Origin of the sequence: Streptomyces sp. ID05-39B (genome assembly GCF_033794725.1) — a bacterium.
GTDB classification, from domain to species: Bacteria; Actinomycetota; Actinomycetes; order Streptomycetales; family Streptomycetaceae; genus Streptomyces; species Streptomyces bobili.
Genome location: NZ_JARGEF010000199.1, coordinates 1 through 15,380, shown reverse-complemented (window position 1 = coordinate 15,380; position 15,380 = coordinate 1). Strand labels below are relative to the sequence as shown.

Sequence of the window (15,380 nt, the reverse complement as noted above, 5' to 3'; positions counted from 1 at the left end):
ATGACGGGAGAACCGGTAAAGGTTCCGAGGGCGCGTCCCGGCAGCAACATCCGACCGCCTCAATCCTCCTCAATTGATCGCCTGCTCAACGCCGTCAGGTCCGTCAGGCTCATCAGGTCCGTCAGGTCCGTCAGGTCCGTCAGGCTCGTCAGACCGTCGTGAACCACACCGTCGTGTCCGCCGGCACCTTCGCCTCGCCGTCCGCCTCGGTCAGCTCACCGCTGGCGAGCAGGACGGGGCCGTACGCCGGGGTGGTCACGGACTCGCCGGAGGTGTTGGCGACGCACACGAACTCGCCGCGCCGGAACGCCAGCACGCCCTCGGGGGCGCGCAGCCACTCCACCGAGTCGCCCGCGCCGAGGTCCGGCAGGGACCGGCGCAGTTCCAGCGCCGAGCGGTACAGCTCCAGCGTCGAGCCGGGCACGCCCTGCTGCGCCTGGACGCTCAGCTCGCCCCAGCCCTCGGGCTGCGGCAGCCAGCTGCCGCCACCGCCGAAACCGTACGAGGAACCCTCGCGAGTCCAGGGGATCGGGACGCGGCAGCCGTCACGGAAGCCGTCCTGGCCCGCGCCGCGGAAGTACGCCGGGTCCTGGCGCACCTCGTCGGGCAGGTCGACGACGTCCGGCAGGCCCAGTTCCTCGCCCTGGTAAACGTAGGCCGAGCCGGGCAGCGCCAGCATCAGCAGGCTGGCCGCGCGGGCGCGCCGCAGGCCCAGCGCGCGGTCGCCCGCCGTGCGGATCTGGGTGCCGAGGCCGGGCGCGTTGGCGAAGCGGGTGGCGTGCCGGGTGACGTCGTGGTTGGACAGGACCCAGGTGGCGGGGGCGCCGACCGGGCGCATGGCCTCCAGGGTGCGGTCGATGACGACCTTCAGCTCGGCCGCGTCCCACTCCGTCGCCAGGTACTGGAAGTTGAACGCCTGGTGCAGCTCGTCGGGGCGGACGTAGTTGGCGGTCCGCTCGACGGTCGGCGTCCACGCCTCGGCCACGAAGATGCGCTCGCCCGCGTATTCGTCGAGGACGAGACGCCACTGTCGGTAGATCTCGTGCACGCCGTCCTGGTCGAAGAACGGCATGACATCGTTGCCCAGCAGCTTGAGCTGGTCGTGGGATCCCAGGTCGGGCAGGCCCTCCGCCTTCACCAGGCCGTGTGCCACGTCGATGCGGAAGCCGTCGACGCCGATGTCGAGCCAGAACCGCAGTACGGAGCGGAACTCGTCGCCGACGGCCGGGTGTTCCCAGTTGAAGTCGGGCTGCTCGGGCGCGAAGAGGTGCAGGTACCACTCGCCGGGTGTGCCGTCGGGCTCGGTGATCCGGGTCCAGGCCGGGCCGCCGAAGATGGACTCCCAGTCGTTGGGCGGGAGTTCGCCGTCCGTGCCCTTTCCGGGGCGGAAGTGGTAGCGGTCGCGCAGCGGGGAGCCGGGGCCCTCGGCGAGCGCGCGCTTGAACCACTCGTGCTGGTCGGAGGAGTGGTTGGGGACCAGGTCGACGATGATCCTCAGGCCCAGCTCGTGGGCGTCGCGGATCAGGGCGTCGGCGTCCAGCAGGTTGCCGAACATGGGATCGACGGCACGGTAGTCGGCGACGTCGTAGCCGGCGTCGGCCTGCGGCGAGGCGTAGAAGGGGCTGAGCCACACGGCGTCCACGCCGAGGCTTCGCAGGTACGGGAGACGGGAGCGTACGCCTTCCAGGTCACCCATGCCGTCGCCGTTGCTGTCGGCGAAACTGCGCGGGTACACCTGGTAGATGACCGCGTCCCGCCACCAGTCGCCGCGCTGCGCGACGGTGGCGACGGCCGGGTCGGGCCGGGTGGTCGGGGCCGGGGCGGCGGAGTGCTGCTGGCTCATGGCTTCCTTGATGCGGTGGGGGTCCCCCGGCCTCGCGTGAAGTCCGGAGTGGGGGACGGGTCATCGGGATTCAGGCGTACATACGGCGGTCGTACAGGGTCGTACACGGTCGTACGGCGGTGCTGTCGAGGCGGCCGCGGTCACAGCGGGGTCGGATGGTGACCGCGGCCGCCTCGGGTCCGGGGGATGTGCCGGCCCTCCCGAAGGAGGGTCAGCCCTTCGTGCCGCCCGCGGTCAGGCCGGTCACCAGGTTCTTCTGCACGAGGTAGAAGAACGCGGAAACCGGTATCGCGATCAGTACGGCGGTGGCGGCCATCAGGTTGCGCTGGGAGTCGTGCTCGCTGACGAAACTCTGCAGTCCGACGGCAAGCGTGTACTTCTCGTCGTCCAGCAGGAACGTGGTGGCGAAGGCGACCTCGCCGAAGGCCGTGATGAAGCTGTAGAACGCGGCTACCGCGAGGCCCGGCTTGGCGAGCGGCAGGATCAGCCGCGCGAAGGTGCCGAAGGGGCTCAGTCCGTCCACCCGGCCGGCCTCGTCGATCTCGAACGGGATGGTGTCGAAGTAGCCCTTGAGCAGCCAGGCGCAGTACGGCACCGCGGTCGAGCAGTAGACCAGGATCAGGCCGAGGTAGGTGTCGATGAGCTGGAGGTCCGAGAGGATCTGGTACATCGGCACCATCAGCACGGCGACCGGGAACATCTGGGTCACCAGCAGCACCCACATGAACTTGCGGTAGGCCGGGAAGCGCATGCGGGACACCGCGTAGCCGGTGGTGGCGGCGATCATCACGCCGATCACCGTGGTGCCCAGCGACACGATCAGCGAGCTCTTCAGCCAGTCGAAGAAGTTCGTGTTCTGCAGGACGAACGAGTAGTTGTCCAGGGTCATCTTCGACCAGATGCCCCCGGGGTGGAGGTAGTCGTCCTTGTCCGGGCCGAGGGAGAGGTAGACCAGCCAGGCGATCGGGAAGAGCGCGATCAGCGAGGCGGTGATCAGCACGCCGTGCGAGGCGAGCGAGGTGACGATCCCGCGCTGTCCGCGCCCGGTGCCCTTGGCGGGGCCGGCCGCGGGCCGCTCGGTCGCGTCGGCGGAGGTCTCGGCGGTGGTGGTACTCATGGGAACTCCTGCCTCAGATCGCGAGCTGCTGCTCGTTGCGGTTCAGCCAGCGGCGGTAGAACGAGGTGAAGACGATCAGGATGGCCAGCAGCAGGATGCCGTAGGCCGCCGACTGGGCGAAGTCACGCGGCTGCTGTCCGAAGCCGAGGTAGTACGCCCAGGTGACAAGGATCTGGGCGTCCGGCGCGGTGGTGCCGAACAGCAGGAAGATCACGGCGAACTGGTTGAAGGTCCAGATGATGCCGAGGAGCACGACGGTCGAGCTGACCGACCGCAGGCCGGGCAGGGTGACGTAACGGAACCGCTGCCAGGCGTTGGCGCCGTCCATCTCCGCGGCCTCGTAGAGGGTGGAGTCGATGGACTGGAGGCCGCCGAGCAGGGAGACCATCATGAACGGCACACCGCACCAGGTGTTGACCATGATCGCGGCGAACCGCTGCCAGAAGGTGTCCTCCAGCCACAGCGGCGTCGGCAGGTGCAGGCCTTCCAGGGCGGAGTTGATGATGCCGCCGTCGGAGAGCATGAACCGCCAGCCGAAGACGGTGACGAAGGTCGGCACGGCCCAGGGCAGGACCAGGATCAGCCGGTAGAAGGTGCGTCCGCGCAGCTTCTGGTTGAGCAGGAGGGCGAGGCCGAGACCGATGGTGTAGTGCAGGGCGACACAGGCGGCGGTCCAGACGATCGTCCAGATGAAGTGCGACCAGAAGCGGTCGTAAGCGGTTTCGCCCCACAGGATGTCGGCGTAGTTGTCCAGACCGATGAACTTGTAGGTGGCCTCGATCTCGTTGACGCCGATCGTGCGGCCGGTGTTGAGGCTGTTGGCGTCGGTGAGGGTGAGGTACATGCCGTACCCGAGGGGGTACAGCACGAGAACGCCGAGGACGATCACCACGGGGGCGATCATGACGTAGGCGTACCAGTGCTTCTGGTAACCGTGCTTCAGGCGCTGACCCAGCCCGGGGCGCGGCGCGTCACCGCGGCGCTTGCCGGTCGCGCGGTCGATGGCGACTGTCATGGTTCGACACCTTCTGGAAATTCGAAGATCAGGGGCGGGCTGGGACAGGCCGGTGGCCGCCGGATCACTCCCCCGTGCGGGGGGTGATCCGGCGGCCACGCGGGGCTCACTTGCTGAAGTCCGGCACCAGCTTGGCGATGGCGGTCTCGGCGTTGCTCAGGCCCTTGTCGAGGGAGACCTTGCCGCCCGCGATCTTGGGCAGTTCGGTGTCCAGGGGGCCCCACAGGGAGCTGTACTCCGGCAGCGCCGGGCGCGGCTGGGCGGCGGACAGCACCGTCTGGTAGCCGGCGATGCCCGGGTCGGCCTTGACCTCGGCGGTGTAGGCGTCGTCGCGGGTCGGCAGCGTGGAGTTCTTCTGCGCGACGGCCGCCTGGGACTTCGCGGAGGTCATGAAGTTGAGGAACTTCAGCGCGGCCTTCTGGTGGGCGGCGTCCGAGCCGGCGTAGACCGAGAGGTTGTGGCCGCCGGTCGGGGCGCCCGCCTTGCCGGTGGAGCCGGCCGGGACGGTGGCGATGCCCAGGTTGTTCTTGTCCGTGAACGCCGAACCCTTGTAGAAGTTCGTGATCTCCCACGGGCCCTGGACGATCGCGGCGACCTTGCCGTTGACGAAGGCGTCCTGGATGTGGGCGTAGGCGTCGGCGGTGGTGTCCGCCTTGTGCAGGCCCTTGCCGTCGAACATGCCGAGCCAGGTGCCGTACGCCTTCTTCGCCTCCGCCGAGTTGACGGTGACCTTCTTGCCGTCGGCGTCGACCGTGTCGGTGCCCTCGCCGTAGAGGAAGGACTGGGCGTAGTAGGCCTGGGTCGAGCCCCAGTAGCCGTCCACTCCGGTCTTGTCCTTGACCGTGGCGGCGGCCTTCTTCAGGTCGTCCCAGCTCTTGGGGGCCTCGGTGATGCCGGCCTTGGCGAAGAGCGCCTTGTTGTAGACCAGCGCGAGGGTGTCGGTAACGATCGGCACGCCGTACGTCTTGCCCTCGTACTTCGCCTGCTCGATCAGGTTCGGCTTGAACTTGGCCTGGTCGGCGAGGGCCTCGGTGCCGTCCAGCGGCAGGAAGAAGCCCTTCTTGGCGAAGGCGGGGGTCCAGCCGACCTCGGAGCGCAGCACGTCCGGCGCGCCCTTGGAACCGGCGGCGGTGTCGAACTTGTTCTGCGCCTGGTCGAAGGGCACGTTGACGTACTTGACCTTGACGTCCTTGTTGGCGGCCTCGAACTCCTTGACCAAGGCCTGGTACGTCGGCGCCTCGTTCGTGGCGTTGGACGTGTCCCACCAGGTGATGGTGACCGGGCCGTCGGCCGAGTCGCCGCTGTCGTCACTGCCGCCGCAGGCCGTCGCCGCGAGGGCGAGGGACGCCACCAGCGCGGTGGCCGCTATGCCACGCCGCATTGAGTTCTCCTTGAGGGTGAAAGCCCGTGTAGCTCAGGAAACGGCCCCGTCCGCCGTCCCTGTCGACTTGCCGACCGCGCCATTGCTGCCGTCGGGCGTCCAGAACGTAACAGCGATGTAAGCGTTGCGAAAGAGCTTGCAGAAAAGAAGTGAAAGAGATCTCCGAAGTTATTCGGGCGTGACCTCTTGGCGACCGTCATGAGACGCTTGTTTCCAACGGTGGAGCGGTCAGAGACGGGTTGTGCAAGACTCTGCAAGCTCTTGCCATCACTTTCACGAGGGAGTGCGATGACGCAGCAGCCCGGCCGGGGCCGTCCGACAGGTCGCCCGCGGCGCCCGTTTGGTGTGCAAGGGGACACCTGGCCGGTACAGTCCACCCCTGTGACCACACGGCTTGCCGACATCGCCGCGCAGGCGGGCGTGAGCGAAGCGACCGTCAGCCGCGTCCTCAACGGGAAGCCCGGCGTCGCTCCCACCACCCGCCAGTCCGTGCTCGCCGCACTGGACGTCCTGGGCTACGAGCGCCCTGTCCGCCTGCGCCAGCGCAGCGCCGGCCTGGTCGGTCTGATCACGCCCGAGCTGGAGAACCCCATATTCCCGGCCCTGGCCCAGGTCATCGGCCAGGCGCTGACCCGCCAGGGCTACACCCCCGTCCTCGCCACCCAGACCCCGGGCGGCTCCACCGAGGACGAGCTGACCGAGATGCTGGTGGACCGCGGGGTCTCCGGCATCATCTACGTCTCCGGTCTCCACGCCGACACCACCGCCGACATGCAGCGCTACGAACAGCTGCGCGCGCAGGGCGTGCCCTTCGTCCTCGTCGACGGCTTCTCCCCCAAGGTGCAGGCGCCGTTCATCTCCCCCGACGACCGGGCGGCGATGACCCTGGCGGTCACCCACCTCGCGTCCCTGGGCCACACCCGGATCGGCCTGGCCCTCGGCCCCAAGCGTTTCGTCCCGGTCCAGCGCAAGATCGAGGGCTTCGTCCGCGCCATGCAGGACACCCTCGGGCTGAACGCGGAGACGGTCGAGCAGGACATGGTCCAGCACTCCCTCTACACACTGGAGGGCGGCCAGGCCGCCACCATGGCCCTCATCGACCGCGGCTGCACGGCGGTGGTCTGCGCCAGCGACATGATGGCCCTCGGCGCGATAAGGGCGGCCCGCCAGCGCGGGCTGTCCGTCCCCCACGACATCTCCGTCGTCGGCTTCGACGACTCCCCGCTGATCGCGTTCACCGACCCGCCCCTGACGACCGTGCGCAAGCCGGTCCCCGCGATGGGCCAGGCCGCGGTGCGCACCCTGCTGGAGGAGATCGGCGGTACGCCGGCCCCGCACAGCGAGTTCGTGTTCATGCCGGAACTGGTGGTCCGCGGCTCGACGGCCTCGGCCCCCGGTGACCACAATCGTCCGTAGGCCGCAGAAGCCCTTTGTCGGGCAGTACCTTCGCCGTATCCCGCAAGGGTCCACCGGAGGAGAACATGCGGGCCGTATCGGACCAGGGGATGATCGGAGAAGAAGGCTTTTCTGGCAGACTCTGTGTCCATGGGTGAATCGACCGTGACGTCACTGGAAGGCCGCGAACGGGCCGTTCCAGCGCCTGTGGCGGCCGCACAACGCCCGGATCCGCTGCAGCGCCTGCGCACCCCGCGCCGCCCGCGCCTCTGGTTCGAGATCCTGCTGATCGCGGTGAGTTACTGGACGTACTCACTGATCCGCAACGCGGTCCCGGAGCAGCGCGCCGAGGCCCTGAAGAACGCCGACTGGATCTGGCGGATGGAGCACCATCTCGGCATCGCCGTCGAGGAGTCCGTCAACCATGGCGTCAACGCGGTGACTTGGCTCATCGTCGGCATGAACTACTACTACGCCACCCTGCACTTCGTGCTGACCCTGGCCGTCCTGGTCTGGCTCTACCGCGCCCACCCCGGCCGCTACGGGGCAGCACGCCTGGTCCTGTTCGCGACCACAGCGGTGGCCCTGGTCGGTTACTACCTGTATCCGCTGGCTCCCCCGCGCCTGATGAACGGCAACGACTTCATCGACACGGTGGTCGTCCACCAGACCTGGGGCTCCATGGCCTCGGGCGACCTCAAGAACATGTCGAACCAGTACGCCGCGATGCCCTCGATGCACATCGGCTGGTCCCTCTGGTGCGGCCTGACGATCTTCACCCTGGCCAGCCTCCCCTGGGTCCGCATCCTGGGCCTCCTCTATCCCACGGCCACCCTGATCGTCATCGTCGCCACGGCGAACCACTTCTGGCTGGACGCGGTGGGCGGCATGGTCTGCCTGGTCTTCGGCTACACGGTGACCCGCACCTGGTACGGATCCCTGCCCCAGTCCCTGCCCAGACGGCCCGCGACCGGGACCGTAGCCGTACGGGAGGGCCGCGACCCACAGCGCACCGGTACCAGCACAGGGCGCCCCCCTCGTCACGCTCCGTAGAACAGCGAGTCCACGACCCCGCGAGCCCGCCGCCCGGTCCGCCGGTAGTCGTCGAGCATGTCCCCCACATGACCGGGCCCGTACCCCAGATACCGCCCCACGGCGGCCAGCTCGCGGGGATCGGACGGGAACGTGTCCCCGGCCCGCCCCCGCACCAGCATCACCGCGTTGCGCACCCGGGTGGCCAGCACCCAGGCCTCGTCCAGCGTCGCCGCGTCCTCCTCCGACAGCAGAGCGCACGCACGGGCGGCGGCCAGCGCCCCGCGCGTACGCGTGGTCCGCAGACCCGCCTCTTCGGCCCCGTACCGCAGCTGCAGCAGCTGCACGGTCCACTCGACGTCCGACAGCCCGCCCGGCCCCAGCTTGGTGTGCAGCTTGGGATCGGCCCCGCGGGGCATCCGCTCGGCCTCCATGCGCGCCTTCAGCCGCCGGATCTCCCGCACCGCGTCGTCCCCGAGCCCGGCCCGCGGATAGCGCAGCGGATCGATCAGCGAGACGAACCGCCGTCCCAGGTCCTCGTCCCCGGCGACCGGCTCGGCCCGCAGCAGCGCCTGCGACTCCCAGCCCAGCGACCACCGCCGGTAGTACGCCTCGTACGACTTGAGCGTCCGCACGAGCGGTCCGGACTTCCCCTCCGGCCGCAGGTCGGCGTCGACCAGCAGCGGCGGGTCGGTGCTGGGCACCTGGAGCAGCCGCCGCATCTCGGAGACGACGGCGTTGGCGGCCCGCCCGGCCTCGTGCTCGTCGACCCCCTCCCGGGGTTCGTGCACGAACAGCACGTCGGCGTCGGAGCCGTAGCCCAGCTCGTGCCCGCCGAACCGGCCCATGCCGATGATCGCGAACCGGGTGGGCAGGGTGTCGCCCCACCCGTCCCGTACGACGGCCCGCAGGGTGCCGGCGAGGGTGGCGGCGGTGATGTCGGAGACGGCCCCGCCGACGAGGTCGACGAGCGCGCCCTGGTCGGCCTCGACGGGCTGCGCCTCGGTGCCGTAGGAGGCGACGATGTCCGCGGCGGCGGTACGGAACAGCTCCCGTCGCCGCACCCCGCGGGCGGCTGTGACGCCCTGGACGGCGCTGTCGGCGCGGCCGACCGCGGAGAGTATCTCCTGCTCCAGGTGGGCCCGCCCGCGCGGCGCCAGCCCGCCCGCGTCACCGTCGCCGAGGAGCGCGACGGCCTCGGGCGCCCGCATCAGCAGGTCGGGCGCGAGCCGCCCGGCGGACAGCACGCGCGCGAGGTTCTCCGCGGCGGCCCCCTCGTCGCGCAGCAGCCGCAGGTACCAGGGCGTCTTGCCCAGCGCGTCCGACACCTTGCGGAAGTTGAGCAGTCCGGCGTCCGGGTCGGCGGAGTCGGCGAACCAGCCGAGGAGCACGGGCAGCAGCGTGCGCTGGATCGCCGCCTTGCGGGTCACTCCGGACGCCAGCGCCTCCAGGTGCCGCAGGGCCGCGGCAGGATCGGCGTAGCCGAGGGCGACGAGCCGCTCGCGGGCGGCCTGGGTGCTCAGCCGCACTTCGCCGGAGGGCAGTTGGGCCACCGCGTCCAGCAGCGGCCGGTAGAACAGCTTCTCGTGCAGGCGCCGTACGACGGCCGCGTGCCGCTTCCACTCGCGGTTCAGCTCGGCCACCGGGTCGGTCCGCAGGCCGAGGGACCGTCCGAGGCGCCGCTGGTCGCCCTCGACCACGGGGACGAGGTGGGTGCGGCGCAGCCGGTACAGCTGGATGCGGTGTTCCATGGACCGCAGGAACCGGTACGCGGCGTCGAGCTGCACGGCGTCGGTGCGCCCGACGTATCCGCCGGCGGCGAGCGCCTGCAAGGCGTCGAGCGTGGTGCCGCTGCGCAGCGACGCGTCGGCCCGCCCGTGCACCAGCTGGAGCAGCTGTACGGCGAACTCGACGTCCCGCAGCCCGCCGGGCCCGAGCTTGAGTTCGCGCTCGACCTCGGCGACGGGGATGTTCTCGACGACCCGCCGCCGCATCTTCTGCACGTCGGGGACGAAGTTCTCCCGCTCGGCGGCCTGCCACACCAGCGGTGCGACGGCGCTGACGTACTCCGCGCCCAGTTCGAGGTCCCCGGCGACCGGCCGGGCCTTGAGGAGGGCCTGGAACTCCCAGGTCTTGGCCCAGCGCTGGTAGTAGGCGAGATGGCTGCTGAGGGTCCGCACCAGCGGGCCGTTGCGCCCCTCGGGCCGCAGGTTGGCGTCGACGGGCCAGATCGACCCCTCGACGGTGGTCTCCGAGCAGATCCGCATCATGTGCGCGGCCAGCTTGGTGGCGGCGCGCAGCGCCTTGCCCTCGTCGGCGCCGTCGGCCGCCTCGCCCACGAAGATGACGTCGACGTCGGAGACGTAGTTCAGCTCGTGTCCGCCGCACTTGCCCATCGCGATCACCGCGAGCCGGCACGGGGCCGCGTCGTCGGAGGCGGCGGCGCGGGCGAGCCCGAGGGCGGCCCGCAGGGTGGCGGTGGCGAGGTCGGCGAGTTCGGCGGCGGTCTCGGCGAGGTCGGTGGTTCCGCACACGTCGCGGGCGGCGATGGACAGCAGGCAGCGCCGGTAGGCGACGCGCAGCGACACCGGATCGTCGGCCTCGGCGAGTCCGCGCTCGAACTCCTCCACGCCGGGGTGCAGGTCCCGCGGCTCGTAGGTGACCAGCGCCTCCCAGTCGCGGGGGTGCCGGGCGAGGTGGTCGGCGAGCGCGGCGGAGGCGCCGAGGACGCCGAGCAGCCGGTCGCGCAGCGGCTTGGCGGCTATCACCGTGTCGAGCAGCTCCCGCCGGGCACTGGCGCCGGGCTGCGCCTCCAGCAGCCGGACGAGTCCGTGCAGGGCCAGGTCGGGGTCCGCGGTGCGGCCGAGGGCTTCGAGCAGCACCGGGTCGTTGCGCACGGGGGACAGCTCGGCGCCGTCCAGGAGGCGTTCGGCGGCGGAGGCATCGGTGAACCCGTGCCGCAGCAGTCGCGTGAAGGTGCTGCTTCTGCGCCCCGGTCCCGTCATCGGCCCCGTCATCCCCGGCCTCCTCGGCTCCGATCAAGGTCGTACGGGCTTGAGCGTAACCCGCGCCGCCACGGTGGCGCCCCGGCCGGCTTTCGGGTTGTGTGGGAGGCGGCCATGTGCCTCGGGGCTGCCCCGAGGGGGCCGTACTGCATTCATGACGGTCGCGACGAAGGAGTCACCCGATGGACATGACCCTCGAAGTCATCCTGCTGCCGGTGTCCGACGTGGAGCGCGCCAAGGAGTTCTACCGGGACAAGGTGGGCTTCCACGTGGACCTCGACGGCGAGGTGATGGAAGGCGTACGGATCGTGCAGCTCACGCCGCCCGGCTCGGGCTGTTCGATCGCCCTGTCGGAGGGCCTCCAGGTGCCGACGGGTACGCCTGCTCCCGGGTCGTACCACGGCCTGCAGCTCTGCGTGACGGACGCGAAGGCGGCCTACGAGGAGCTGACCGCCCGCGGCCTGGAGGTGAGCGAGCCGCAGCAGTTCGCCCCGCAGGACGGCGCGACCTTCATGTACTTCAAGGACCCCGACGGCAACGGCTGGGCGATCCAGGAGTACCGCCGCCGCGCGACGGAACCCCTGCACCGGCTTCTCGCGGACCTCGCCGCGCGGCGGGAACAGGAGCAGCCGGAGTAGCCCCTGCCCCCGCGGACACCCGCGCCGCCGCTCCGCGTACGCCCGTCCGCGTACGCCCGTCCCGCGCCGTTCAGGACCCCCCGGCCGCCGCGATCAGAGGCCGTACCGTGTGCTTCTCGTCGTCGTCGAAGCGGAAGTCGAGGGCCCAGACGCTCAGTTTCCTGGTCACCTCGTCGCGGTGCCGGGTCAGGACGGTGAGCAGTTCCTCGGCCAGGTCGGGCCGGTCGTCCTCGCGGTCCTGCGCGGTGACGGTCAGCAGATAGGCGGTGGCGCGGGCGACCGGCCAGGCCTGCGGGGTGTTGGTGCTGCCGTTGCCCGCCAGTTGCTCCAGGACGTCCTTGAGCCGTTTGCGGACGGCGCGGGCCTGCGCCTCCGCGCCGCGGGCGCCGAAGCAGTCGCCCACGCTGAACAGCGCGGCGTGCAGTTCGGTGACGGTGGCCGGATGGTCTCCGGGGTGCTTCTGCCCGGTCAGTTTGTCGTGGGCGACGAGGCACGCCTCGACCAGGGCGTCCTCGACCTGTTCGGAACGGCACTGGAGGAAGCCGAGGGCGAACAGGGCCCGGATGCGCAGCCAGGACTCGACCTCCTCCCGGGCGAGAACCTCGATCAGCGCGGTGGCGACCTGCTCGGCCCAGCCGGCCGCGACGATGGTGTCGATCGCCTGGCGGCGCGAGACTCCGGCGTTCTGGAGCAGTGCGTGCTCGAACAGCTTGCGCGTCGCCGGGCGGACGTGGTCGGGGATGCTCGGGTCGGCCCCGAGGCGCGCGGCGGCGTCCGTCACGGCGTGGAACCAGGGCTCGTCGGTGTGCGGCCAGTCGTTGCACACCCCGTCGTCCTGTGCCATCACCACCCGGAGCGTGGCGGCGGTCCAGCGCAGGCCGGGGGCGATGTCCGGGCGGTCCCGGGCGTCCTCGAAGTCGCCTATCAGCGCTTCCAGATGCCGTCTGACGACCTCGCGGTCCCATCCGCGGCCCGCGACGGCCCGTTGCCACAGGCCGTGCGCGGCGGTTCCGCGCTCGCGCAGCGTGGCGTCGCGGTTCTGGGCCCTGGTGAGCAGCATCCGGCCGACCCAGTCGCCGTCCTCGTCCTGCGGGCCGGCCGGCGCGGACCAGTCGGCGGGGACGGCGATGGCGAGTTCGAGGTCCAGGGAGCGGCCCGGGTACAGGCTCGTCAGGCGCAGCTTCTCGGCGTCTCCCAGCAACCTGCCCACACAGGCGCGCAGGGCGTTGAGCGCGGCCTTGTCGGCGTGGGCGGACTTCGCGGTGTTCAGCAGGACGCTCTTGGTGACCGCCCGCCACACCCGAAAGCCCAGGGGAGCCGTCCGTACGGCCTTCTCCAGCTGGCCCGCCATCAGGTCGAAGGCGTATCCGGACAGGGTGCCCAGCCAGATCAGCGCCTCGACGTTGCGCCGGGTGGGGGGCGCGGCGCCGATGAGGATCAGCCGGGCGACGAGTTTGCGTACGGCGTCCCGGCGGTCGCGCAGCTGCCGGTGCAGGGGCCTGCGCAGGTCGGACAGGACGCGTAGCTGTGAGACGAGGGCCTCGACCTGGGCGAGCGCGATGTCCTCGTCGTCGCTCACGCGGGCGAGGAGTTCGTCGTGCCGGCTGGCCGGGGTGTGGGGTTCGACGGGGCCCGCCTGGTCCTGGGAGCCCCGCAGCCGCACGGCGAGGGCGCCCAGCCCGCCCGCGTGCTCCACACCGAGCGCCGTCATGATCAGGTCGAGCCGCGCGAGGTGGGCGTCGCCGAACCGGTCGGGGGCGTCGCCGAGCGCGTGGGAGAACTGACTCTCCTTCATCCCGACCCGCACGGCGAGTTCCTTGTTCGACACCTGGAATTCCCCGCGCTCTTCGAGGCGCGCGATATGGGACGCCACGGCATAGCGGATCAGGTCCCGGTGAATCCCGATGTCGAGCAGCACATGCGTGTGCGGGGGAGGTGCCATCGCGCGAACCTAGCAGCGCTTCATGAGAGGCGACAGCCCCTTGATGTGATCGACTTCCCGCTTGACGAGTCGATCATGAAAATTACCCCTCTGACCTGCGAAAAAAGAAAACACAGGGAGCCTTGGAGACTTGCTTCGCGGCCACGCGGTGCGCCAGTCTTGGGAGCATCGACAAACGACCCCCCGGCCACTACCGGGGGGTCGCGTGAAAGAGAAGAAATCGAGCCGGACGGCGAAATCGGGCACGATCTTCTACCACTGACGCGTGCAAAGGACGCAGACAATGGCCTTCTCTTCTGTTCGGAAGGATACGCGCGCGGACGGCTGGGCGGTATCGCTTCCCTGGTGGCTGGACAGCCACGGCCGGCCGAACACCTGGTACGGGACCCGGCCGAGCTGGCACGGTGTGATCTTCTTCCTGGGTGCGGGCACCAGCACCCGGGCCGCCCTGAACGCCCTCGCCCCGGCCGAGCCGCTCTGGTACGTCCTCGCCTACGCGGCCTGCATCGTCGTCGGGCTGGCCGCCGCCAGGGCGGTGCGCGCCCGCGCGGACGACGCCTTCTCCCGGATGTGCAGCGGCTGGCTCGGCTACATCGGATTCACCGGTTCCAGCGCGGTGGCGGCCCTGTTCGTCACCGCGACCCCGGCGGAGGCGCCGCCGATCGCCGACGAGGCGCCGGTGGCGGCGAGTGCGCTGGTGATGCTGCTGACGGTCGGCGGCTCGCTGCTGACCCGCTGGTTCCCGGCCAGCCGCCCGCGCTCGGCGGAGCAACTGGACGCGGAGGTACGGGAACTGGCGCGGCAGTTGGCCCACGCCCGCGCCCGCCGGGAACGGCTGGGCCGGATGTCCGAGGAGCCCGGCCACGACCCGAGGGCGGTCCGGGCCTGGGCCCGCTCGGCCGGCCTCGAGGTCCCGGGGCGCGGCCCGCTTCCCGAGCACATCGTCGCCGCCTGGCAGGCGGCCCGGAGCACCGCCGCGGCCTGACCGCGCGCAACGGCGAGGGGCCGGCGGCTGATCATCAGCCGCCGGCCCCTCGCCGCATGAAGCGACGCGCCGAAGCGGTGGGCTACAGCACCGGCAGGTTCTTGCGCAGCTCGAAGGCGGTGACCTCGGAGCGGTACTCCTCCCACTCGCTCTTCTTGTTGCGCAGGAAGAAGTCGAAGACGTGCTCGCCGAGGGTCTCGGCGACGAGGTCGCTGCGCTCCATCAGGGTCAGGGCCTCGCCGAGGTTCTGCGGGAGGGGCTCGATGCCCATCGCGCGGCGCTCGGCGTCGGAGAGGGCCCACACGTCGTCCTCGGCGCCCGGCGGGAGCTCGTAGCCCTCCTCGACGCCCTTGAGGCCGGCGGCGAGCAGCATGGCGTAGGCCAGGTAGGGGTTGGCGCCGGAGTCGAGGGAGCGGACCTCGATGCGGGCCGAGCCGGTCTTGCCGGGCTTGTACATCGGGACGCGGACCAGGGCCGAGCGGTTGTTGTGGCCCCAGCAGATGTACGAGGGGGCCTCGCCGCCGGCGCCCGCGGTGCGCTCGGAGCCGCCCCAGATGCGCTTGTAGGAGTTGACCCACTGGTTGGTGACGGCCGAGATCTCCGCCGCGTGCTTGAGCAGGCCCGCGATGAAGGAGCGGCCGACCTTGGAGAGCTGGTACTCGGAGCCCGACTCGTAGAACGCGTTGCGGTCGCCCTCGAAGAGGGAGAGGTGCGTGTGCATGCCGGAGCCGGGGTGCTCGGAGAACGGCTTCGGCATGAAGGTCGCCTGGACGCCCTGCTCCAGCGCGACCTGCTTCATGACCAGGCGGAACGTCATGATGTTGTCCGCGGTGGAGAGCGCGTCGGCGTACCGCAGGTCGATCTCCTGCTGGCCGGGGGCGCCCTCGTGGTGGGAGAACTCGACCGAGATGCCCATCGACTCCAGCATGGTGATCGCCTGGCGGCGGAAGTCCATGCCGATGTTCTGCGGGGTGTGGTCGAAGTAGCCGGAGTTGTCGGCGGGGGTGGGGCGCGAGCCGTCGAGGGG

General features: G+C 70.6%; 11 protein-coding genes. 4 read left to right on the top strand and 7 right to left on the bottom strand.

Annotation, left to right across the window (positions count from 1 at the left end):
• Nucleotides 1-148 precede the first annotated feature (148 nt).
• The 4 genes from P1P75_RS31230 to P1P75_RS31215 all read right to left on the bottom strand — a co-directional run bounded on the left by P1P75_RS31230 (nt 149) and on the right by P1P75_RS31215 (nt 5,356).
• Entirely contained in the window at nt 149-1,843 is a 1,695-nt protein-coding gene (locus tag P1P75_RS31230; RefSeq protein WP_319261830.1) for a glycoside hydrolase family 13 protein, read from the bottom strand.
• A gap of 211 nt (nt 1,844-2,054) precedes the next feature.
• On the bottom strand, nt 2,055-2,960 hold the full coding sequence (locus P1P75_RS31225) for a sugar ABC transporter permease (protein ID WP_319261827.1): 906 nt from the start codon (nt 2,958-2,960) through the stop codon (nt 2,055-2,057).
• A 13-nt stretch (nt 2,961-2,973) separates the two neighbouring features.
• Nucleotides 2,974-3,975 carry a sugar ABC transporter permease gene (locus tag P1P75_RS31220; protein WP_319261825.1) on the bottom strand — a complete coding sequence of 334 codons (1,002 nt, stop codon included), beginning with the start codon at nt 3,973-3,975 and terminating at the stop codon, nt 2,974-2,976.
• Between the two features lie 106 nt (nt 3,976-4,081).
• Nucleotides 4,082-5,356 (bottom strand): extracellular solute-binding protein, encoded by a 1,275-nt coding sequence (locus tag P1P75_RS31215; protein ID WP_319261822.1) that lies wholly within the window; start codon nt 5,354-5,356, stop codon nt 4,082-4,084.
• A 381-nt stretch (nt 5,357-5,737) separates the two neighbouring features.
• On the opposite strand from P1P75_RS31215, the gene P1P75_RS31210 reads away from it, so the two are divergent.
• Together P1P75_RS31210 and P1P75_RS31205 are read left to right on the top strand one after the other, a co-directional pair.
• A complete protein-coding gene (locus P1P75_RS31210) occupies nt 5,738-6,772 on the top strand; it encodes a LacI family DNA-binding transcriptional regulator (protein ID WP_319261819.1) in 1,035 nt (344 codons plus the stop codon).
• Between the two features lie 129 nt (nt 6,773-6,901).
• Nucleotides 6,902-7,804 carry a phosphatase PAP2 family protein gene (locus P1P75_RS31205; RefSeq protein WP_319261816.1) on the top strand — a complete coding sequence of 301 codons (903 nt, stop codon included), beginning with the start codon at nt 6,902-6,904 and terminating at the stop codon, nt 7,802-7,804.
• Here P1P75_RS31205 and P1P75_RS31200 read toward each other — a convergent pair.
• The gene (locus P1P75_RS31200; RefSeq protein WP_319261833.1) at nt 7,792-10,788 is read right to left on the bottom strand and encodes a bifunctional [glutamine synthetase] adenylyltransferase/[glutamine synthetase]-adenylyl-L-tyrosine phosphorylase; all 2,997 of its coding nucleotides are present in this window, start codon (nt 10,786-10,788) and stop codon (nt 7,792-7,794) included. The genes P1P75_RS31205 and P1P75_RS31200 overlap by 13 nt on opposite strands.
• A gap of 182 nt (nt 10,789-10,970) precedes the next feature.
• On the opposite strand from P1P75_RS31200, the gene P1P75_RS31195 reads away from it, so the two are divergent.
• Nucleotides 10,971-11,426 (top strand): VOC family protein, encoded by a 456-nt coding sequence (locus tag P1P75_RS31195; protein ID WP_319261814.1) that lies wholly within the window; start codon nt 10,971-10,973, stop codon nt 11,424-11,426.
• Nucleotides 11,427-11,496: 70 nt separating this feature from the next.
• On the opposite strand, the gene P1P75_RS31190 is transcribed toward P1P75_RS31195, so the two are convergent.
• Nucleotides 11,497-13,368, bottom strand: coding sequence for a hypothetical protein (locus P1P75_RS31190; protein WP_319261811.1), 1,872 nt, complete (start codon nt 13,366-13,368; stop codon nt 11,497-11,499).
• 283 nt (nt 13,369-13,651) lie between these two features.
• Here P1P75_RS31190 and P1P75_RS31185 point away from each other — a divergent pair, with 283 nt between their 5' ends.
• Entirely contained in the window at nt 13,652-14,353 is a 702-nt protein-coding gene (locus P1P75_RS31185; RefSeq protein ID WP_319261808.1) for a histone-like nucleoid-structuring protein Lsr2, read from the top strand.
• An 82-nt stretch (nt 14,354-14,435) separates the two neighbouring features.
• Here the strand turns inward: P1P75_RS31185 and P1P75_RS31180 are convergent.
• A partial coding sequence (locus tag P1P75_RS31180) for a glutamine synthetase (protein ID WP_319261805.1) occupies nt 14,436-15,380 on the bottom strand: 945 nt, incomplete at its 5' end.